The organism is Paenibacillus mobilis, from assembly GCF_058267595.1.
Map to the genome: position 1 here is coordinate 148,967 of NZ_JBZCMS010000008.1, position 20,630 is coordinate 169,596.

Below are 20,630 nucleotides of genomic sequence, written 5' to 3' on the forward strand. Positions count from 1 at the left end.
TCCTTGCGAAAGGATCAGGCGAATTTGACGCTGCCGACCAGGATATCCACAAAAGCTTCCAGGAATTGTTTGTCGGTTTCGTCAAAGCGTCCTTTCAGCGGGCTGTCGATATCCAACACGCCGATCAGGCTGCCGTCCTGAACGATCGGCACCACGATTTCGCTGTTGGAAGCGGCGTCGCAGGCGATGTGGCCTTCAAAGGAGTGAACATCCTCTACGAGGATCGTTTCGCGATTTTGCGCGGAAGTGCCGCAAACGCCGCGGCCGAGCGGAATGCGGATGCAGGCCGGGAGTCCCTGAAACGGTCCCAAAACAAGCTCTTGGCCGTCGTACAAATAAAAACCGGCCCAGTTAATATCCTGGAGCGTGAGATTAAGCAGGGCGGAGGCGTTTGCTAAATTCGCCACCACGTTCGGTTCGCCTTCAATAAGGCCTTTAAGCTGCGCTAATGCGCTATTATATGCCTGCTGGCGGTCGCCAGTCGGAGTTGTCGCCTGAAACATCTTAAATCCCTCGCTTTCAAAATGTAACCTTATTAATAGTTAACAGTATACAGGATCGCCGGGTCTGTCAACAGGGCGGGAGGGGACCGGAGGAAGCGAATCTGCGGCCGGCAGAACTTTGTTTCCTGGCTCACTCCAGCGGGTAATGACATTCAAACGACGCCAAGAGGAAGGGAGAAATGGTAATGCGGGCCGACATCCAAAATTTGTTCATTCGCATTCATATGCTTCATGATGCCAAGCAGGAGGATTTAACGATTGGCGACACTCTTCTGGAGCTTGAACGCCGGGGCTACAGAATCGGTGAACGTGAAGTGAAGCTTGAACTGGAAAAGCTGGTGGAGGACAACTTTTTGACCCCACATGATGACATCTATTCCATCACGGGCGCCGGAATAGAAGAGCTGAAGGAGATACAGACGGTTCTGGCCGAGCTGTGCAGTGCCGTACTGGACGGGAACGAGTCCTCCAAACCGGCGGTTAAAAGCGCAAAGTAAAGCCGTGTAAGCGAAAGAGCACTCCTTTTTTGGGGTGCTTTATAATTTCCAATTTCTAAAAAGTGATTTTTTGGCATCAGCGTTTATAATTAGAAAAAAGAGCATGTGAAGGGAGGGATAGATAATGACTGCCCAGACACCGTATTCCGCGTTTCAGCCGGCAAGGCGGCCCAAAAACCGGATTAACGAGGAACTAAACCATATCATCGAAAGCTTGAGGCAAGAGCTTGTCGAGGTTTCGGCTACCAGCGGCTTTACCAGTGAAATTGTTTTGGAATTAAGCCAGCGTCTGGATCGGTATATCGTCCTTGCCCAGAAACAGATGCGAAGCGGAAATACCGGTGCCGGCCTCGAACATTAAGCGGTTCCGTACATCATACATTCAGCGGATGCAACAAAAGGTCAGCTGTTAAGTCGCAAAGAAACCTGCGGAGGTTAAGCCGCAGGTTTCTTTGTTGCCGGAACATTCCTTTTTTTACCTTCCTTCCAGCTGCGGAGCCCGCATCTGCCAGGCTGCAGCACGGGGGGCCGGAGCCGGCTCCTCTTCCTCTTCTTTGAGGCATTCGTCAATAAAGGATTGGAGTTCCTGCTTATAGCGTTTTGGATCTTTCTGATAGGAAGTGGCATGAGATGCGCCCGGAATCAGCACCAGACGTTTGGGGCCCGGCTTCGCCTCGTACATTTCTTGACTCATGGACGGAGGAACATAGCGGTCTGCCGAGCCGTGGATGAACAGGATTGGCAGCCGGCACTGCTTCACCGAGCGGATCGGGCTGACCTGTTCCAGCCGGAAGCCGGCTTTGGTTTGAAGCTCCCGGTTCAGCAGCCGGATAAACGGAAAGGCCGGCAGCCGGATGATTCTGGCAAGCTGATAACGGATCAGCTTGTTGAGATCGGAATAAGCGCAGTCCGCAACGGCAAATTTGACGGCCGGATCGGCTATGCTTAAATATTCGAGCACGGTTGCGCCGCCAAGCGACTGTCCGTGAAGCGCGATTTGGAGATCGGGCCCGTAATGCTCCAGCAGCCAGTTGACCCAGGACTGGAGATCATATTTTTCGTGATAGCCGTAGGTCGTATATTTCCCCTGGCTTTTCCCGTGCCGGCGGTGATCGATCAGCAGCAGGTTGAAGCCTTTTTCCTCAAATAAAGCTCCAAACTGCAGGGAGGATCGCAGAGACATCGTGTAGCCGTGGGCGATAATTACCCATCTCTTGGACCCGGGATAAGGATGAAAAAGCTGCGCATTCAGCCGGAGGCCGTCCTTCGAGGTAGCCTGGACTTCCCGCGAGGCCATGGCGTCGAATTTTTCTTTGGTAAACACGCCGGTACGGAGCAGATAATCGAGCAAACTTTCGTCCGGGTAACGGTAGTGGCGCATCTGGGTGACGAGACGGAAGCCGTAACGGGTTATGGCGGTAATCAACAGCCAGAGGGCCAGCAAACCAACAACGACGATGGCGGCAAACATAGAAGGATCCCCCTTTTGTATCTTCAACATGTATTAATACCCAAAATCAAAGGAATTTATAAAGGCGGCTAAAGGCGGCTTTCGGGATATACGTTTATTTTTATTGTAGCAAAGCGGAGTAGGAATGACGAACTTTCATTGCTGTCGGCTTCCCCTTTGACGGAAGGACCCTTCGTATGATTGAATTTGCTTTAGCGAAACCGGACGAAAGGAGCGAAAGCAAGGTGGAATATCGGTGCGAAGGAAAAATTCCCCTCCTGGAAAGCCCCCGGCTGAAGCTCCGCAGGCTGGAGAAGGAAGACGCAGGGCTGTTGTTCGAATATTGGAGCGATCCCGAGGTCGTTCGATATATGAATGTTCCTCCATTTGAGAGCGCGGCGGAGACGGAAGAGATGGTGAAGTGGCTGAACGCGCTCGCCGAAACCGAAGATACGATCCGATGGGGCATTGAGCTGAAGGAAAACGGCAGGCTGATCGGCAGCTGCGGCTACAATACCTGGCAGCTCGCGGGAGCTTATCGGGCGGAGATCGGCTATGAGCTGGGCAGAGCCTACTGGAATAAGGGTTATATGTATGAAGCGCTGCAGACGATGCTTGGATTCGGTTTTGAAACGATGGGGCTGAACCGGATCGAGGCTTTGCTTTTTCCCGTTAATACGCCTTCGATCCGATTGCTGCAAAAGCTCGGCTTCAGCCGGGAGGGCTTGCTCCGGGAGTATCAGCAGGATGGGGATCGTTTCGTGGATTTGTGCATGTATTCGCTGCTTCGGAAAGAATGGGAGCCTAACGCATAAAAAAAGCCGCCTCTCCGCATTTTATAGAAAAAGGGGAGGTGGATGTTTTGGATAAACCGCTTTATATCGACCAGCAAACGCTTGTCAATGCCTGGCAGCAGCAGCTTCCTGAAATGCTAGGACCTGGCGATTCTACGCAGGTTCTGGCCGATAACGCAAACCCGCAGGCGATCAACGTGCATATCAATGCGGCAGGCCATCAAATGTATGCTTTTGATTTCAGATGCACTTATGAGGATACACGGGAACTGAACGTCGCGCTGGTGGACGTTGAAATGGCCGGACGCCCTATTGACGAGCACAGCCCTACGGTGCAGGAATTGATTGACGACTATGCACGCCATATCCACGAATGCGCCCAGGTGCTGCATTCCGTTACCGATCCTTCTTAAAAATAACTTCAGCCAAGGAGAGATACAGATGAGCAAAACGAGCGGGCGCGTCGATCAGAACCTGATCCATGAAGTCAAAGATCTGGAAACGGCGCCGGTGAACAGCCATCAGGCGCAGCAGCTGAACCAGGACCGCAATGACCGGAGACATATCACGAGTGAAAACCGGGACAAAAACACGGATATGGATCCGTCCCATAAATAAGCTGACCGAAATACGGCAGCGTAAGGCAGATGAAAAAATCCTTCGGACAGGGTCCGGAGGATTTTTTTGTGCAGCTTGGGTCTGGAATTCAAAGAAGAAGACCGCCTGAAAAGCTGCTGCCGCAGCGGATCAAACGGTCATCCTTACTTTATTTGCGCGGAAGAGGGGGCAGCTTTTCGGCTTCCGTGCCCATTTTTTTCAGCAGCTCGATCATCACTTTCTTTTCATTGTCGTTCAGGCCGCTCAAGGCGTGATCAATCCGGTCCTCAAATTCGGGATACAGCTGGTCCATCATTTCTTTGCCTTTTTGGGTCAGCTCCGCAAAAATAACCCGCCGGTCGCGAGCGCAGGGCGTACGATGCAGCAGACCGCCGGCTTCGAGCTTGTCTATAACGTAGGTAACGTTTCCGCTTTGCAGCAGCAGCTTGGCGCCGATTTGCTGGATCGGCTGCGGTCCTTTGTAGTACAGCACCTCCAATACGGCAAAAGCCGTCGGGTTAAACCCTTGCAGCTTGCTGGCCGTAACGGCGTGTTCGTTTACGCTTTTGAAGGATTTTGCCAGAACACGGTACAGATGCAGCGATAATTCCGCCTGATGCTCCTCTGCTTTAATCATAATTATCCCGCCTTATTTAAATTTGGATTTGAAGATTTGAACAGGGTTAGAAATTTATGTACTTGTATCTTAAGGCAGAGGCCGGAGTGGAAAAAATATAATTTATCACAATTTGGGCTATTTTTTTGCCGATTTTTTTATTCTCCGCTTCCTTCCTCGGCCGCAAAACAAAATACGGCTCCGGAAGCCCCGCCAAATCCGCCCCAGGACGGATGGAGAGGAACGGCGGTCCTTCTAAAATGAGATTACGAAATCATTGACGGGGGTTGTGATCCGATGAACATGGCTGCACGGGAAACAGCAGAGCGGCCGCTGCTGAAAAATAAAACGTATCTTTCGCTTTTGGGCTCGCAGATCGTATCCAATCTGGGAGAATGGCTGACAATATTGGCCATTTTGACGTTGGTAGGGCTGAAGTGGGACGCTACGCCCTGGCAGATTACCGGATTGACCCTGAGCATGCTGCTGCCTATGCTGCTTGGCGGTCCGCTGGCAGGCATGCTGGCCGACCGGATCGAACGCAAGCAGATTATGATTTGGGCCGATCTGATCCGGATTTTTGTGGTTTTGGGCATGGCCTTTGTCCAGGAGTTGTGGCAGATGTATCTTTTATTGATTGTAAAAAGTTTATTCGATGTCATGTTCGGCCCGGCTAAAAGCGGGAAAATTAAGGAAATCGTCCCGCGCAGCCAACTGGAGCAGGCGGTTTCCTACAGCGCGATCATCGAGCAAAGCTGCAAAATCGCGGGTCCCGCCCTGGGAGGGCTGCTGACTGCCATGTTTGGGCTGCAGGCCTGTTTTCTGCTGAACGCCTTGACCTTTCTGCTCTCAGCCTTGTTCCTGTTCCGCGTGCCAAGCCGCAGCCGGCTGCCGCTGCATAAGGAGGACCGAGGAGACTCTACTGCCGGGGAAGAGGAAATGCCGTCTTCCGGCAAAAAGGGATTTTTCAAAGAGCTGGCTGCCGGCATTCAGTCGATCGCTGCGATTCCGGTATTGGCTTACGGCTTGCTGGCGCTTGCCCTGGTACTGGCGGTGCTGCAAATCGCGGATTCCCAGACGGTAGTGCTGTTCCGGGACATTAGAAACCTGCCCGACGATATGCTGGGCTGGTGTATCGCCTTAAGCGGCGTGGGTACGCTGGCTGCGGCTGTGGTCGTCCGGCTGCTCAAATCGTGGTCTCCGCTTGCGAAGATGGGGACGGGTTCAGCCGTTATGGGGGTTATGTTTTATCTGGCCAGCATATTTGCCCAATACGGCGATTTCGGAAGCTGGCCCGGAAAAACGGCCATGATTTTTTCCTTCATGATCGTGGGTCTCGGAGCGGGCATGACGTTTATTCCTTTTCAGACGGAGCTGCAGAAACGGACGCCGGAGCGGCTGACGGGACGGGTTTTTGGTACGGTCAACAGCATCATGTCCTCTGCGGCGCTGGTCGGCCCTTTGATCGGGGGATACCTGGTTACCAGCTTCGGTGCTTTTCTTGCTTTTAAAATTTCCGGCGGGCTGGTTGCCGTGCTGGGTCTGGTGCTGCTCTGCTCCAAAACTGTTATTATGAAAAGAGATCATTCGGCTATTGTCAAACAGGAAGGGGAGAAAGCTGCGGCGGTCGTCCCGGGGAATGCGGGGTAACGAGCAGGATGCAGCGTCTTTATGGGGAGCAGTAAGGACACAAGGATGAATGGAACGGCAGGCGGCGCGGACGGCGTCAGCGTCCTGGACGTTCATATCAGGCAGGCCGGTTATGAGCAGGATCAAAACAAGATCAGCGGGATCCGGCTTCAAGTGAAGCCGGGCGGCTTGACCGGGCTGATCGGCCCCAACGGTGCGGGGAAAAGCACGACCATCAAAGCGATTATCGGCATTCTGCCTTTTGCGGATGCCGGAATCGCTTTTCGCGGCGGCAAGGGCTCCTATGCCTATGTGCCCGAGCAGCCGGTGTATTATGAAACGCTGACGCTGTGGGAGCATCTGGCTTTGGCAGCAGCGGTAAACGAGCTGCCCGATGAGGTGTGGGTACCGAGAAGCGAGCAGCTGCTTAAGCGTTTCCGCTTGGGAGAAGCAAGGCATTTGCTGCCCGGCGGTTTCTCCAAAGGGATGCTGCAGAAAATGATGCTCATGATCGGATTCTTGTCCCAACCGGACGTTTATATCGTGGACGAGCCTTTTATCGGCCTTGATCCCCGGGCAACCCGGGATTTCCTGAGCCTGCTGGATGAAGAGCGGGAGCGCGGGGCGGGGATCCTGATGTCTACCCACGTACTGGATACGGCGGAAAAAATCTGCGATGATTTTGTCCTGATCGACCAAGGGAAAATGGCGGCAGAAGGAACGCTTGACGAGATTCGCAGGTTGTGCGACCGGCCGGATGCGTCCCTGTTCGACTGTTTTGATCTGTTGACCTGAAATTAGGAGAGGAGGGGCTCCCATGCAACAGCCTGCCCCGGCTAAACGGCTGACCAGCCCCGGCGCCCTTTACCGGCAGCGCGTCCGTGATCATTACCGCTTTCAGTACAAGGCGATTACGTCTGTCGTTGATTTAACGATCCTTTTATACATCGTTATTCCCGGCCTGCTGCTGGCAGGAAGGTTTTATTACAGTTTCTGGACCGAAGCGCTGCCCGCTTTTCTGACCCTGCTGCCTATGGGCTCCCTGATGTCCATATGGCTGTTAATCACGACTCTAAGGGGGCTTATGCTCCGGCTGGAGGCTGCGGATCTTTTGTTCTTAAACAGCCATGGACGGTGGATGAGGGGCATCAAAGCCCGCGGGATTGCCGGCTCCATCGTTTGCGTAGCAGTTCTGACCTCTTTCGGCGGCCTGCTGCTGTCGCCGCTTCTGGTGCGCAGCCTCGGACTGACTCCTGGCGATGTGGCTACCTGGGGATTGGTCGTGTTTACGTTCCGTACCGCTCATATGCTGCTTCTGCATTTTTGCCGTGTCAAATGGAGCGGATGGCGGTCGGTGCTGCTTCAAACCTTAAGCCACGTTCTGGTTTTTGCCCTGCTGCAGGCAGTTCTCCGGATAAGTGCGGGGGACTTTCGACTGGCCGCCGCTGCCGCCGTTCTAATGGCGGGGGTGAGTCTTTTGCTGCTCCTCCTGCGCTTGAAGCTGAAAGGAACTTTTTATGCCGATATCGAAGAGGAAATGAAACAGAAGCTGCGGTTGTCGGCTTTCCTGCTTTCAAACGCGGTGGACAAACCGAAACGGCATCGCAGCAAGCCTCGGCTGCTGCGGCATTCCGGCCGCCTTTGGCTCGGCCGCAGGAGCCCCCAGGCACGGCTGGCCGAGCTTGCGGTAAAAAGCATTCTCCGGAACGGGACGGCCTTGCGGATGCTTCTGATTTACACGGGGGCGGGGATCCTCAGCCTGCTGCTGTCTCCTTACCCAATCAATCTGCTGGTGTTCGCCGGATTGATTGTGCTGCTCGCCTATTGGCTGAACGGCATGCGCCGCGTGTTTATGGACAGCCGGGTAATGGCGCTCCTGCCCGCCAATGAATCCCTGGCCTTTAAGTCCGCCGTTCCGGCGATGCGCCTGCTTCTGCTTGTCCCCGTGACCTTGTTTTCGCTCAGCCTGGGCTGGGCTTTGGCTTCAACCTGGTGGGGGCTTGCGTTTGGTTTCGCCGCAGGAATCCTGCTCTCCTGGTGGCTGGGAGTCTGGGGCTGGAAGCTGTTTGGCGGCTGGCGAAAAAAAATCACTCTCCCTGTTCGCCGCTGAGACGGGGGAGAGTGATGAAACAAAACGTTAACTCTTCGATTATAGGCATCACCGGTTTTGCAGGGTGGTTTCTCCAGCGTGTGATCCGGCCGTATGACCGGTAGAAAAGGCCGCGGTGATATTATAGCCGCCCGTATAGCCGTGAACGTCCAGAATTTCCCCGCAGAAATAAAGACCCGGCATAAACTTCGACTGCATCGTGGACGGGTCGATTTCTTTTAAATTTACGCCGCCTCCGGTGACGAAAGCCTCCTCAAACGGCCGCGTGCCGTTCGCTTGAATGCGGAACGACTTTACCTCCTTAATAAACGCTGACCAAGGTTCTTTCGGCAAATGCTCAAACGTCGTATCCGGCGAAAGCTCGGCCCGTTGAAAGAGCAAAGGCAGCAGGCGTTCGGGAAGGGTCCCCTTAAATACGTTTTTTAGCGCTTTTTTGGGCTCATTCTGCGCCTGTCCCCGGAGCCAGGCTCCTGCTTCCTCGGCCGGACGGTCCGGGAACAGGTCGATGGCCAGCGTTGCTTCCGGAATTTTGTGCTTTTTCCGCACCTGCCGGATGAATTGACTGCACCGGAGGGCGATCGGGCCGGATAAACCGAAATGGGTAAAAATCATGTCTCCCCGGTGGGCAATGACCTTTTTGCCTTTCGGGTCAAGCACGGCCAGCTCCACATCCCGAAGCGACAGGCCCTGCAGCTCTTTGCTTTTAATGAAAGGCTCCGCCGAGGTGATCGGTACTTCTGTCGGGTACAGCTCGGTAATCGTATGCCCGGCGGCTTCCGCCCAGGGATACCCGTCTCCGGTCGAGCCGGTATGGGGAACGGATCTTCCGCCTGTAGCTACAATGACGGCTCTGGCCGGGACTTTATCCCCATTCTGCAGTTCAACTCCCCGAATTCCTTCCGGGCCGCTGAGAAGGCCCCGTACGGCGGAATGGACGCGCAGCTCCACACCAAGCCCCGCAGCCCTGCCAATCAGCGCGTCCACTACGGTTTTGGCTTTATCGGAGACCGGGAACATTCGCCCATTATCCTCCTCCTTTAGTCGGATGCCAAGCCCCTGAAAAAAGTCTATGATTTCATTGCTGCCAAATCGGTTAAGAGAGCTATATAAAAATCTTCCGTTGCCGGGAATAAAGCGAATCAGCTCATCGGTGTCCTTGGCATTGGTCACATTGCAGCGGCCCCCGCCTGAAATACCCAGCTTTCGGCCCAGCTTGTCTCCCTTGTCCAGCAGTGCGACGGATGCGCCCTGCTGCGCGGCGCCTATGGCGGCCATAAGCCCGGAGGGGCCTCCCCCTATAACTATTACATCGTATTTGTTCATAACGATCCTTTCTTAATCTTAATTGACGCGTTAAGATCCAGCGGTCAATTATCGGTTCAATGTACAGCATCGTCTTGCTTGCGTATAAGCTGATGTTTTCAAATTAACCGGATAAAGTCAACCCTGCCTCTCTTAAAAGCTTACGTTTCGCAAAGAAATCCCTTTGATAGCTTTATTCGACAGCCAAGAATTATTGTAAAATATTGTCGCTTGTGATTTAATTCAATTGAATATATATGTCTATACATCCCGCTAAGGAGGGATAATTATTGAGCGCAGTTCAGGAAATGCTGTTTCTGTTTCTGCTTGCTCTTACGCCGGCGATCTTATTTCCGCTGCTGTATGAGAAAGCGGATGTCCTGTTCCGGCAAGAGCAGGACTTGAAAAGGCGATTGAGCTATCATGTTGTGCTGGCAGTAACCTGTGCTATAAGTATGATTTTCTCCTCCATTTTTACAACGAAACTTTATGGGGTAATTCCCTTGGCCTACGGAATGGTTCCGTTGTTTGCGGCAATGCTGTATGAAAAGCTGGTCTATTCGGTGACCTTGGCTGCTGTGCAGCTTGTTTTATATATCCTTAACGAGGAAGTCTGGACCTTGTCCGATTTCCTGCTAAATACAGGACTGTTGATTTTTCCGCTGGTGCTTCTTTCAAGAAACCGGTTCCTGACCCTGACCCGAAAGGGGAAGTCAGGCATGCTCGCTTTGTTTTTGCTGGCAGGCTCAATGCTTTCAACAGCTTCTCCGTTTTTTCTACATAATGAAGGTATGGAAAACAATTTTTCACTGATCTTTTCCGCTTATTCGAATACGTTTCTTATGATTCTTGCCGGCCTTATTCTCGTTCATGTCATTGAAGAAACCTTGGACAAACGCAAATACCAGTTTCAGCTTGAAACCTTGTCCCGCAAATATTACCGAGAAGAGGAGAAAATGCAGCAGATGATGGACGCTACTCCGCTTTCGGTAGCGCTGCTTGACCGTGAGGGCAACATCACGATGCTGAATCAAACCTTTTTGAAGCTGTTCAGGCAGATTAAATCCGACGCCGTTCGAGAGGATCTGCTCGGCCAGCCTTTGGCGCCGGTACTGAGATCCCTTCAAATTAACATCGATCAGATGGAAGCGGGTCTTGCCCTGATTTTTGAGGAGAAGTCTGCGGTCAGCGAGCTCATTCAAATTCAGGAAACGATGCTGTTCACCAGTATTTCCCCTATTATTAAAGGGCATTCCGAAGAGGTCATCGGGGCAGTTGTTGTGGTGCAGGACATTACGGAGCTTGAGACGCTCCGGCTCGAGCTAAACAATGTGGACCGGCTTAGCTTGGTCGGACAAATGGCGGCGGGCATTACGCATGAGATCCGAAATCCGATGGCCGTAGTGCGGGGATTCCTGCAGCTGATGAGGGAGAAAAGCCCGGCTTCCCTGGACCACTACTATCGGATCGTATTAGAGGAGCTAGACCGGGCTAACAGCATTATTAACGACTTTTTGTCCCTAGCCCAAAATCGTCCGGTCCGAAAGGAAGCTACCTCCCTGGATGACATCATCCATGAATTGACGCCGCTGCTGTGGGCGGATGCGAACCTGCGCGGCCAAAGCATCGAGGTGAAGCTGGATGAGCATATTCCGAAGCTGGAGCTGAATCCCAAGGAAATCAAACAGCTGATTTTGAACCTGTGCCGAAACGGGATGGAAGCGATGGAGGATAAGGGGCTTCTTACGCTGGAGACAAGAAGGGTACCGGCTGGCGTAGAGCTGCTGGTGAGCGACACCGGACCCGGCATCCCGCCGAACAAACGGGAGAATTTATTTCAGCCGTTCTTCACGACCAAAGCCAAAGGAACCGGGCTTGGCCTGGCTTTATGCAAAAGCATCGTCGAGCGCCATAACGGAAAGGTCAGCGTGGATTCCGAGGTGGGCGTAGGGACGACGTTTTCAATCCTTTTCCCCGATCCGACCAAAGCAGGATGAACCCGCCAGACAGACCGGAAAAAAGATGGATATCCGGACCAAGGATGGGCCATATTATAATGGCGTATGAGTTGATTTCCTCCTTTAGGAAGGTATAATAAAATAGAATCGGCAAACCAAGTTCTGCCGGAATTCAGTTATGCCAAGCATAAGGAGTGAATGTTAAAATGGCAATGTCTTTTGATCAATATATGAGAGATATGGTTCAGCCGATGCGGGACGAATTGACCCGTGCAGGCATCGAAGAACTGCGTACGCCTGAGGAAGTGGAAGAGAAATTGACTTCCATGCAGGGTACGGCTCTGGTTGTAGTCAATTCGGTTTGCGGCTGCGCGGCAGGCCAGGCTCGTCCAGGGGTTGTGCAAGCGCTTGAGCATGGCGTTCAGCCGGATCATCTTTACACCGTCTTTGCCGGTCAGGATAAGGAAGCTACGGCGAAAGCCCGTGAATACTTCGCTCCGTATCCTCCATCGTCCCCATCCATCGCTTTAATGAAGGACGGAGAACTGGTGCATTTCATCGAGCGCCATCAAATCGAAGATCATTCTGCGCTTGAAATCGCAAGTGATCTGGTTGAGGCTTTTGAACGTCACTGTCTTTAATATTCGCGCAAGCGATGTCGAGCGCCCTGCTGTCAGCATGATTCATGCGGCTGCAGGGCGTTAAGTTATACATATCATTTATTTTAAGGAGTGAGTGAGAACATGAGCTTGCAGCAGGAGATTATCGAGAAGCTGGGCGTAAAACCGAGCATTGACCCGGCAGCCGAAGTGCGCAAACGTGTTGACTTTCTGAAGGATTATGTAACCCGTTCCCATACCAAAGGTTTGCTGATCGCCATCAGTGGCGGCATCGACAGCGCTGTGGCCGCGGCGCTTTGCAAACAGGCAACGGACGAGCTGACGGCGGAAAACGGCGAGGAATACATTACGCTTGGTGTTTTTCAGCCTTACGGCGAACAAGAGGACATCGAGCACAGCTACTCGGTAGCCAAGAAATTCGACTTGAAACACGTCGTCGAAACCAACATCCAGGAAGCGGTGGATGAAGTGGCGCTGGAAGTGGAACACGGCTTGAAAAAGCTTGGCCAGTCCCGCCATATGACGCATCAGGGCAAAGGCAACATCAAAGCGCGCATGCGGATGGTTACGCAATATGCCCTTGCGTTTGAGCTGCAGCTGCTTGTAGTCGGCACTGACCATGCCTCCGAAGCTTTGACGGGCTTTTATACCAAATGGGGCGACGGCGCCGTGGATATTACGCCGCTCAGCACGCTCAACAAACGCCAAATCCGCCAGGTTGCCGCTCATGTGGGCGTACCGCAGGAAATCCTGGATAAAGCGCCGACGGCCGGACTTTGGGAAGGGCAAACGGACGAAGGCGAACTCGGCGTGACTTATGAAGCGAACAGCGATTACCTGGAAGGCAAAGAGATCGATCCGAAAGCCAAGGGAATTCTCGAGAACTTCTATCAGAGAACGGAACATAAACGCACCAGCATTCCGGGCATTTAAGTTTAGTTCACGAACTAAAAAACTTAGCCGGTTAAAAAAAGCTTCCCCGCGGATTCAGCGAGGAAGCTTTTGCTTTTTTTAGACAGGGTTTAAGCGGATTTGATTGGCACATAGATGTCCATTTCTTTGTCTCCGTCCGTCATGGAGCGTTCATCGTACCATTCAATCTCCGGTGCCATAGCGTGTTCGAAGCCGGACTGCGGAAACCATTCGCTAAAAATGTAATTCCAGGTGTTCTGGATCGAATCCGCAAACCGGTCCGGACTAACTTTAGGCGTCGTAAATACGGCATATTCCTGCTCCGGAATGAAATATTCAACCAGGCCCTCCGGCACGGCGGTTTCTGAAGCGACCTGGTAGCCGATCACATAGCCGAATTTTCCTTCTTCGGTGTTTTCCGTGCAGACGCCAAGCTCAACGTTGTTTAGCTTGCCGGGGATGTTTTCCCACAGCTTGTTTTGGATGTAGTGCTGCCAGAAAGCGGGGATGTCTTTGTGGTTTTGTCCGTTATCGATAGTCGTTTCAATCCGGTAGCCGATTATTCGTGTTGCAGGCAGGGTTACCTGTTTAAATTCCATCTTCCAATTTCTCCCTTCATTGTGGTGCTGGGGGCTGGCTCGGCAAGCTCTGCCAGCGTCAGCTCCTCATCCAAATGATCTTCTATATCATTAAACGCGCTGAATGATCGCTTTGTTATTCATGAAACTCCTCCAGACCGGTCATGTTTCAAGTATAAGAAGGAGACCTCACGTTGTCTTGTCTTTTTTTGCTATAAACACAATCGGTTAATTATACCTGTATTTGCGGGGGACTCGCATCCCTGGATCTCTCCTGATACAATGAAGCGTAGATTGTGCGAATGGCCGTTCGTTTACGGCTAACTGGAAGGAAGTGCGGGATTGATTTACGGAATCGGGCATGACGTAGTTGAAATAGAACGGATGGACCGGATTTTAAAAGGACATTCCGGCGAAAGACTGCTGCGGCGGATTTTGACTCCCGCAGAGCGGGAACTGCCCGGGGCAGCGGCCAGGAAAGCCGAATTTGCGGCCGGAAGATTTGCGGCCAAGGAGGCGGTGTCCAAAGCTTTTGGGTGCGGCATCGGCGGAAAGCTGTCTTTTGAAGATATCGAAATTTTGCCGGATCTGGCAGGGAAACCCGGTGTGACTTTAAATGACGAGGCATGGGCGAGGCTTGGCTGGCCGGAAGACAAGCGGCTGACCATTCACATCAGCATTACCCATGAGCGCAGCTTGGCATCGGCTTTTTGCGTACTGGAGCGTGCTTGATTCTATGGAAGTAAAAAAAGAGGGAGAGAATAAACAGAGTGTCTGAAGTGAATATAGAAAACTATTTTAGTAACGGATTGTTGGCCTGGTATGAAACCGCCAAACGGGATCTGCCTTGGCGCAGGCACCGTGATCCTTATTATATCTGGGTGTCGGAAATCATGCTGCAGCAGACGCGGGTGGATACGGTTATTCCTTATTTTCACCGCTTTATCGAACGGTTTCCGACCCTTACCGACTTGGCGTTGGCACCTGAAGAGGATGTGTTAAAGTGCTGGGAAGGGCTGGGGTATTATTCTCGCGCCCGCAATCTTCAAGCGGCGGCCCGGCAGGTCGTAGAGCGCCACGGGGGACAAGTCCCCGACGACAAGGCGTCCGTTTCGGCATTAAAAGGGGTAGGCCCTTATACGGCTGGCGCGATCCTGAGCATTGCTTTCGGCCGGCCGGAACCGGCGGTAGACGGCAATGTGATGCGCGTTTTGTCCCGTTATTTCCTGTTGGAAGACGATATTATGAAGCCTGCCACCCGGGTGCGGATGGAGGCGCTGGCGGCCCGGCTGATTCCGGAAGGCAGAGCGACCGACTTTAACCAGGCGCTTATGGAGCTTGGCGCTTTGGTTTGTACGCCGAAGTCTCCGCACTGCATGACCTGCCCCGTAATGGAGCACTGTCAAGGACGGCTCGCCGGCGTGGAAGCCCAGCTTCCGGTCAAAACCAAAGCCAAGAAACCCCGTCCCGAATTCAGGCTGACGGCCTTGGTGGAGGGGACGGGGGCGGAGGAAGGCCGCGTGCTTGTGCGCCAGCGCGCGGCAACGGGGCTGCTCGCACGGATGTGGGAGCTGCCCCATGTCCCGGCTGTCCACGATCAGCCGGGGGAAGGGGGCGGCCTGCCGGAAGGTCCGGCTATGGACCGCCTGGCCGCCGCTCTTGCGGCCGAAGGGATGCCCGCCCGGCCGCTTGGCCCTTACATGGAAGCGGAGCACACCTTCAGCCATATCCATTGGAACCTGCGCGTGTTCAGGTTCCGGCAGGCTGAAGCGTGTGACGCTTCCACGGGGCTTTTGGCCGCTGAAGCCGCAGCGGCCTATGAAATTGGCGGCGGGACAGGGGATGCCGCCCCGGCTCCTACGCGCTGGATTACGCGCGAGGACATGGAGGAGCTGGCTTTTCCAAACGTGTTTCTGCGCATCCTGAACCATTACTTCGATGAGATGGAAGAAGAGGAACAAGAAGAGCTTTAAGTCACTTCTTTCTAACGGCTGGAACACGTTCGCTGGGCTTTTTTTGGAGTTGGAAATTTTTCTGTAGTCAAAATCCATTTAGCAAGTTATAATACAAGAACAAACTATTTACCCAAAATTATCCATGGTGAAGAACACCTCCGGCACAGGCATATGGCTGCCCGGGGTGTTCTTTTTGCGTTTGGGGGAGTTTGGATGGCATTTTTTGAAGATTACATAAGCAAGGAAGCAGATTTGGACCAGGAAAAGGAGGGAAAGGGACGGGAGAGACTTCGTGCAAGCGTAAAACCACAGGAAGAGCAGGGGCGAAATGGGTTAGATTGAGTTTCAAGGCAGAACCGCCGGAAAGCATGAACGATGAAGCATGGACCGAAGAAAGGAGACTAATCGCGAATGAAAAAAAAGATTCTAATCGCATTTGTTATCGGTGCATTGGCAGCTGGCAGTATCGGGACTTATGGTAAAACCCCGGTGTCGGCGGCCGACACCGGAACGTTTAAGGATGTGCCTGCTGGGCATTGGGCGGCTTCGGCTATTCAATCTGCGGTTACGGCAGGTTACTTCAAGGGATATGCCGACGGAAGTTTTCAGCCGGGGGCAGCCGTTACGAAAGCCGAAATGGCATCGATTTTGGGCAGGCTCAGCGGCCAACCGGCGGATTCTTCCGCCAGCACCATTTTTACGGATCTTCCGGCTTGGGCCGAAGAAGGAGTTAAGGCGGCAGTGCAAAAAGGGTTCATCGACCCCGCTCAATATGGCGGGAAGCTGAATGCCAATGCGCCTTTATCCCGGGGGGAGCTGGCTGTTTGGTTAACAAATGGCTTGGCGAAAGTAAATGCGGAATACAAAACGGCGTTGCAGGACGTTACCAACACGGTGGTGCCGGCTAAAGAGTATTTTACAGGGAAGCTGCCTGCCAACCGGAAAAATGCCGTAGCCGTTGCCATGGGTACAGGCTTAATGAGCGTCGGCGATGACAAAGAGTTCGGCATCAATCGGACCACCACCCGCGCCGAAGTAGCCGTTTTAATTGCCCGCTACGAGTCCGCCGCCAAAAAGCAGCCGTCCGATTTCCAGGGGCTGCAGGAGCTGAGAGAAGTGGGACTTACGGGGACGAATTTGAAGGTGATTGCTCCGAAGTATAAGGTGATTTCTAGGGACATGTTTACCTATTACGACGATGATTATTATGACAAAGCTAAAATCACAGATGACTTCTCCAAGGTGAGAAATAAAGAGTTAGTTACAGTTACTAACTATGCAGATGTTAAGGTGAAAAACTGGATCGTTATTAGCCCTTATGCTACCGGGGAAAAAAGAAGCATTTATTACCCAGTATTCCTGGATGAAGGGGAAAATAATTTATTGAGGGGGGATTACTATTCCTTCGCTGAGTTTGATATGACTATTAAAGGGACGATGACCCGCCTTCAAGCTGGAAGTTTACTGAACAATTCCACAATCGATAGCTTATTATCTCCCAAATCCAAGTCTTCTGAAGCATACTCTATACCTAAAATAGAAGAGTACGACGTGGCATTTGGTAAATTATTCAATTCTAAAAAACCCGTTTATTGGGGTGAAGGACTTCTACATTTTGATAAATCTCTTGACCCAGAGATAAAACTCACATCTAAAGATGGGATTAACTATTGGGTAAGACCAGAAAACAAATAAAGGTGGAGTTTTTTGAATTGGAAATCTTGTTTGAGAATGTACTTTTTCTTTATTATCGTTATTTCCATCTCCTTACCCAATCATGTTGCCTTTGGCAAAGGAGGCCCAGGAGTAAAACCGCCATTGGAAACAACTTATTTCCAACCCTCCATTCCAGCGAAATTACAAAAAAAGGTAACTCCAGTTGAAGGCTTTGGAACATCGAATTTAGGAATCTATATTTATCAGCTGGACAATTTAAGTTGGAGTGTTGATGGGGAGTGTAATGGGCAAAAGTTGGCCAATATTAGTTCGACAAATAAGCCGGTTTCATCAACTGTTTGTGTAGATTTAGATCTTAGCTCGCCTCAATATGTACCAGTAGAATATAAAAATAGTTCAGATCAACCTATTTCAAAAGGAGATATTACAACTAATTCTTTAATGCCTTTTTACATGGACAATGACCGACTCTATCATGAAGGCGATCCAATCCTCGTAAGTGTGGACTCTTTCACAGGAAAACGAGTTAGATTTACAGCACAAATTGGAGGAATAATTGAACCAACCGAATATTATATTTACAATGCTCCTAAATATCAAGCGAACTATATTTTTCACACCGACATCTACTGGAGAGCCCTTGCCGAAACCACCAAAGAAATCACTCTTACCGATGGTGGAACAATAGCGACCGGTCAATCCAAACAGCTGAATGCCACTGTAAAAACCAAAACAGGCGACGGAGACTTCGGCCCCGAAACCAACGTAAATACCGGCAGCGGCGGGGAAATGACATGGTCATCATCTAATCAATCTGTCGCTACGGTGGGCCCGTCCGGCATGGTGAAGGCAGTAGGAAAAGGAACAACGACTATCACGGTTTTATGGGTAAAAGACGGGTTCCACCTGACCACCAGCACCACGGTTACGGTTGGGGACGAGGGAGACGACGGCGGTGACGATCCTGGAGGCGGGGGGCCTGGCGGAAGCTGCACCTACAGCATCGGGAGCCCGTCCCGCGGAACGGTTTCATCCGGTTCGGCGCTGGATCCTGACGCCAGCGGCGTCCTGAAGGCGGACAACCGGGGGGCGGAGAGGTTTGATGTCCTGAAAGGCATTCCGACGTCAGAGAGTCTATATGCCAATGTCTTCGGCAAAAGTTATCTGTTTCAGAACAGATGGGTCAACATGATGGGGAGCGTAACCTATTCGGTACCGGTGAAAAAGACGTACCACAAAACCTGGACCCTTCCCGGCGAACCGGGCAAGGGACCGGATGATCCTGGCAAACCGCCTGAGCCTAAAGAAACGAACGTATCCGTCGAGCAAACGATGACCGTAAAACGGAATTACAGCTACTGGCTGATCGATAATCTCGAGGTGTATAAACTGGCCGAGGCTGCGCTTGCCAATTATGCGCTTGGAGGTTACGGAGGTGCCGTTACCTTGAATCCGTCAGGTTATACGGCCCCCACAATAAACGCGCAAAATAACGCCAGCGTTAATGCCCATGTTTATCCTTCCGCCTGCAATGCGGTCGATTTAGGAACCCAGGAGGTTTCCGGAGGGGCAAACGAGCCGCCTACCCCGCAGGAAAGAGGGCTTTTTCAGTCGGAGGCCGAGTCGCAAGTCCAGCAGGTTCAGGTGAAAAATGATCGTGTTGTTTTTAACGGAACCACAGTGATGAGCGACACACGAGCGACCGGATTGGCACCGGTTCCCGGTTCCATTCCTCAGCCGATCCGGATTGGTCAGGATGTTCTTTATCAGTCCGGGTACACGGTCAGTAAAACCTTAATGAATAAGCGGAATAACCCGACCACGGGAACGCTGCATTACAGCCTTCTCCCTGGAAATATCAACGGCGGTGCTGATAAATCCTTTTCGATTGGGGGAATAAACAGCGTCACGGTTCACACTCCGGTCGTTATGTATCCGGCAATTTCGGATGATCAGGCCCACAACCAACGGATAACGCCAGGCGTTTCGCGAGCGGCTCTGATTTTGGACAGGCCGTTTACAGTAACGCTGCCGACAAGCGGCCAACATCAGAATTATCCGGGTTACGGGAGCCGGGATTATGCCAAATACACGGCGTATAAGCAGGTTCTGTTTCCATTTGATGTGTGGAATGCCGGGAAAAGCCAATACATTCGGGCAAACACCTGGATCGACATCCCGATCGGTATGGAGCAAGTTGCGTTTCAACTGCCGACCTGGGTCGATGAAGGCAGCTATACCGTTTCCTTCCGTGCTATTTCGGAAAATGCTCCGGCCAACTTTACCTGGCAAACGGCCGCAAATCTGGATTTAGCCAATCATGTGGCCATGAACAGCCTGGATATCGAGGTGATAGGACGGCTGTACGATTTCCGGCTAACCGATATTACGGATTATAATTGGGAAAATGTGTTCCGCACCGAAATCGGCAAGCTGATGTCCACCGGCGCGGCTTATTGGGTGGGGCTTCGCGGCATCGACGGGGAGCCTCGCGGCAATGCGGCTCCTTTTAAGCTGCCGGTTCACCCGGGAAGCCATCCGGACTCCGCCTACCGGAACGTTGCGGTCAAGACGGGCTATACGTTCCGTTTTGACCTGAAAACCAAAGGCAATCTGTTTACCGATCAGGACGGTATCCGGATCACACCGTCGTTTGATTTCGTAAGTACGGACGGGAGCACCCGTTTTCCGGTGGATCTCTATTACCACAGCGGGGAACGGAAATTTATCCGCATCGGCTCGGCGGAAGACCGGGTGGAACGCGGCGTTGTCCTGAACGAGCCGATGCGGAACGTACCGGAGACGGAACTGATCGACACGGCTTTGTACCGTTATGATCATGACTATACATTTAACGAAATTGCGGGTTTGAGCCGGGAAGCGTTCGTAAACCGGTTTATCCAGGTGTTCGCTAAACGCGCCGCGCCTGAAGGGACATATCATGGTCTGCAACTGACCGGAGATTTAAGGACGTATGTTGGTCCGAAAAGCGGGATTCCTGCCTCTGTAGATCCGCAGCGGGCTTTGGCCGCCGTTCAAAAATGGTACGGGGAATACAGCCTGCCCGCCGGCGTTTATGTGACCAGACAAGGAACGAATTTGGCGGAATTCGGACGCACGCATGGCGGGCTGTCCGAGCAATCCGACATTTTCCTGAAAAACGGCTTCATAATCGTCAACTTCAATATCGAAACCCTTGCAGCAGGACGGCCTAGATTAAAATATCTGCAAACCCCGCTGATGAATCAGTGGCGGCTTGAGGGGTATGATCAGCAGACAGCGGATGCGGAAGGACATATTTTTAAGCTGAAGGACGGGGACGTTATGTTTTATGAGGCGGGGCTTTCCAGTCGCGATGATTTTCGGCCCATGGTTACGCATTAGAACCAGAACCCTTCCTGCGGTTTGGCAGAACCATTGTTAACTTATGCG

General features: G+C 52.2%; 20 protein-coding genes. 15 read left to right on the plus strand and 5 right to left on the minus strand.

Annotation, left to right across the window (positions count from 1 at the left end):
• Positions 1–14: 14 nt before the first annotated feature.
• The gene (locus AC3ZPD_RS16065) at positions 15–503 is read right to left on the minus strand and encodes a GAF domain-containing protein (protein ID WP_490985297.1); all 489 of its coding nucleotides are present in this window, start codon (positions 501–503) and stop codon (positions 15–17) included.
• Between the two features lie 185 nt (positions 504–688).
• On the opposite strand from AC3ZPD_RS16065, the gene AC3ZPD_RS16070 reads away from it, so the two are divergent.
• Positions 689–1,000: a hypothetical protein gene (locus AC3ZPD_RS16070; RefSeq protein WP_490985298.1), complete on the plus strand. Its 312-nt coding sequence runs from the start codon at positions 689–691 to the stop codon at positions 998–1,000.
• A 124-nt stretch (positions 1,001–1,124) separates the two neighbouring features.
• A complete protein-coding gene (locus AC3ZPD_RS16075; protein ID WP_490985299.1) occupies positions 1,125–1,361 on the plus strand; it encodes a Spo0E family sporulation regulatory protein-aspartic acid phosphatase in 237 nt (78 codons plus the stop codon).
• 114 nt (positions 1,362–1,475) lie between these two features.
• Here AC3ZPD_RS16075 and AC3ZPD_RS16080 read toward each other — a convergent pair whose 3' ends face one another.
• Positions 1,476–2,471 carry an alpha/beta fold hydrolase gene (locus tag AC3ZPD_RS16080; protein ID WP_490985300.1) on the minus strand — a complete coding sequence of 332 codons (996 nt, stop codon included), beginning with the start codon at positions 2,469–2,471 and terminating at the stop codon, positions 1,476–1,478.
• A 176-nt stretch (positions 2,472–2,647) separates the two neighbouring features.
• Here AC3ZPD_RS16080 and AC3ZPD_RS16085 point away from each other — a divergent pair, with 176 nt between their 5' ends.
• From AC3ZPD_RS16085 to AC3ZPD_RS16095, 3 genes are read left to right on the plus strand one after another with little or no spacing between them, the layout of a single operon-like run.
• Positions 2,648–3,265: a GNAT family N-acetyltransferase gene (locus AC3ZPD_RS16085; RefSeq protein WP_490985301.1), complete on the plus strand. Its 618-nt coding sequence runs from the start codon at positions 2,648–2,650 to the stop codon at positions 3,263–3,265.
• Between the two features lie 47 nt (positions 3,266–3,312).
• The gene (locus AC3ZPD_RS16090) at positions 3,313–3,657 is read left to right on the plus strand and encodes a hypothetical protein (RefSeq protein ID WP_490985302.1); all 345 of its coding nucleotides are present in this window, start codon (positions 3,313–3,315) and stop codon (positions 3,655–3,657) included.
• A 28-nt stretch (positions 3,658–3,685) separates the two neighbouring features.
• Positions 3,686–3,862, plus strand: coding sequence for a hypothetical protein (locus AC3ZPD_RS16095; RefSeq protein WP_490985303.1), 177 nt, complete (start codon positions 3,686–3,688; stop codon positions 3,860–3,862).
• Between the two features lie 148 nt (positions 3,863–4,010).
• Here AC3ZPD_RS16095 and AC3ZPD_RS16100 read toward each other — a convergent pair whose 3' ends face one another.
• Positions 4,011–4,478 (minus strand): MarR family winged helix-turn-helix transcriptional regulator, encoded by a 468-nt coding sequence (locus tag AC3ZPD_RS16100; RefSeq protein WP_490985304.1) that lies wholly within the window; start codon positions 4,476–4,478, stop codon positions 4,011–4,013.
• Between the two features lie 276 nt (positions 4,479–4,754).
• Here AC3ZPD_RS16100 and AC3ZPD_RS16105 point away from each other — a divergent pair, with 276 nt between their 5' ends.
• Genes AC3ZPD_RS16105 through AC3ZPD_RS16115 form a run of 3 tightly spaced genes read left to right on the plus strand, consistent with a single transcriptional unit; the run spans position 4,755 to position 8,196 of the window.
• On the plus strand, positions 4,755–6,107 hold the full coding sequence (locus AC3ZPD_RS16105) for an MFS transporter (protein ID WP_490985305.1): 1,353 nt from the start codon (positions 4,755–4,757) through the stop codon (positions 6,105–6,107).
• A 21-nt stretch (positions 6,108–6,128) separates the two neighbouring features.
• Entirely contained in the window at positions 6,129–6,881 is a 753-nt protein-coding gene (locus tag AC3ZPD_RS16110) for an ABC transporter ATP-binding protein (protein ID WP_490985306.1), read from the plus strand.
• A gap of 22 nt (positions 6,882–6,903) precedes the next feature.
• The gene (locus AC3ZPD_RS16115) at positions 6,904–8,196 is read left to right on the plus strand and encodes an ABC transporter permease (RefSeq protein ID WP_490985307.1); all 1,293 of its coding nucleotides are present in this window, start codon (positions 6,904–6,906) and stop codon (positions 8,194–8,196) included.
• Positions 8,197–8,244: 48 nt separating this feature from the next.
• Here AC3ZPD_RS16115 and AC3ZPD_RS16120 read toward each other — a convergent pair whose 3' ends face one another.
• Complete coding sequence (locus tag AC3ZPD_RS16120; protein WP_490985308.1) at positions 8,245–9,519, minus strand: BaiN/RdsA family NAD(P)/FAD-dependent oxidoreductase; 1,275 nt, start codon at positions 9,517–9,519, stop codon at positions 8,245–8,247.
• Positions 9,520–9,788: 269 nt separating this feature from the next.
• Between AC3ZPD_RS16120 and AC3ZPD_RS16125 the strand changes: the two genes are divergently transcribed.
• From AC3ZPD_RS16125 to nadE, 3 genes are all read left to right on the plus strand, one after another.
• Positions 9,789–11,495, plus strand: a complete 1,707-nt coding sequence (locus AC3ZPD_RS16125; RefSeq protein WP_490985309.1) for a two-component system sensor histidine kinase NtrB — start codon at positions 9,789–9,791, stop codon at positions 11,493–11,495.
• A 167-nt stretch (positions 11,496–11,662) separates the two neighbouring features.
• On the plus strand, positions 11,663–12,097 hold the full coding sequence (locus AC3ZPD_RS16130; RefSeq protein WP_490985310.1) for a BrxA/BrxB family bacilliredoxin: 435 nt from the start codon (positions 11,663–11,665) through the stop codon (positions 12,095–12,097).
• Between the two features lie 102 nt (positions 12,098–12,199).
• A complete protein-coding gene (gene nadE, locus AC3ZPD_RS16135) occupies positions 12,200–13,009 on the plus strand; it encodes an NAD(+) synthase (protein ID WP_490985311.1) in 810 nt (269 codons plus the stop codon).
• Positions 13,010–13,098: 89 nt separating this feature from the next.
• On the opposite strand, the gene AC3ZPD_RS16140 is transcribed toward nadE, so the two are convergent.
• Positions 13,099–13,587 carry a GyrI-like domain-containing protein gene (locus AC3ZPD_RS16140; RefSeq protein WP_490985312.1) on the minus strand — a complete coding sequence of 163 codons (489 nt, stop codon included), beginning with the start codon at positions 13,585–13,587 and terminating at the stop codon, positions 13,099–13,101.
• Between the two features lie 321 nt (positions 13,588–13,908).
• Here AC3ZPD_RS16140 and acpS point away from each other — a divergent pair, with 321 nt between their 5' ends.
• The 4 genes from acpS (at position 13,909) to AC3ZPD_RS16160 (ending at position 20,582) form a co-directional block, all read left to right on the plus strand.
• Positions 13,909–14,298, plus strand: a complete 390-nt coding sequence (gene acpS, locus AC3ZPD_RS16145) for a holo-ACP synthase (RefSeq protein ID WP_490985313.1) — start codon at positions 13,909–13,911, stop codon at positions 14,296–14,298.
• Between the two features lie 38 nt (positions 14,299–14,336).
• A complete protein-coding gene (gene mutY, locus AC3ZPD_RS16150; protein ID WP_490985314.1) occupies positions 14,337–15,539 on the plus strand; it encodes an A/G-specific adenine glycosylase in 1,203 nt (400 codons plus the stop codon).
• 393 nt (positions 15,540–15,932) lie between these two features.
• Positions 15,933–17,216: an S-layer homology domain-containing protein gene (locus AC3ZPD_RS16155; protein ID WP_490985315.1), complete on the plus strand. Its 1,284-nt coding sequence runs from the start codon at positions 15,933–15,935 to the stop codon at positions 17,214–17,216.
• Positions 17,217–17,651: 435 nt separating this feature from the next.
• Positions 17,652–20,582 carry a DUF5704 domain-containing protein gene (locus AC3ZPD_RS16160; RefSeq protein ID WP_490985316.1) on the plus strand — a complete coding sequence of 977 codons (2,931 nt, stop codon included), beginning with the start codon at positions 17,652–17,654 and terminating at the stop codon, positions 20,580–20,582.
• Positions 20,583–20,630 lie beyond the last annotated feature (48 nt).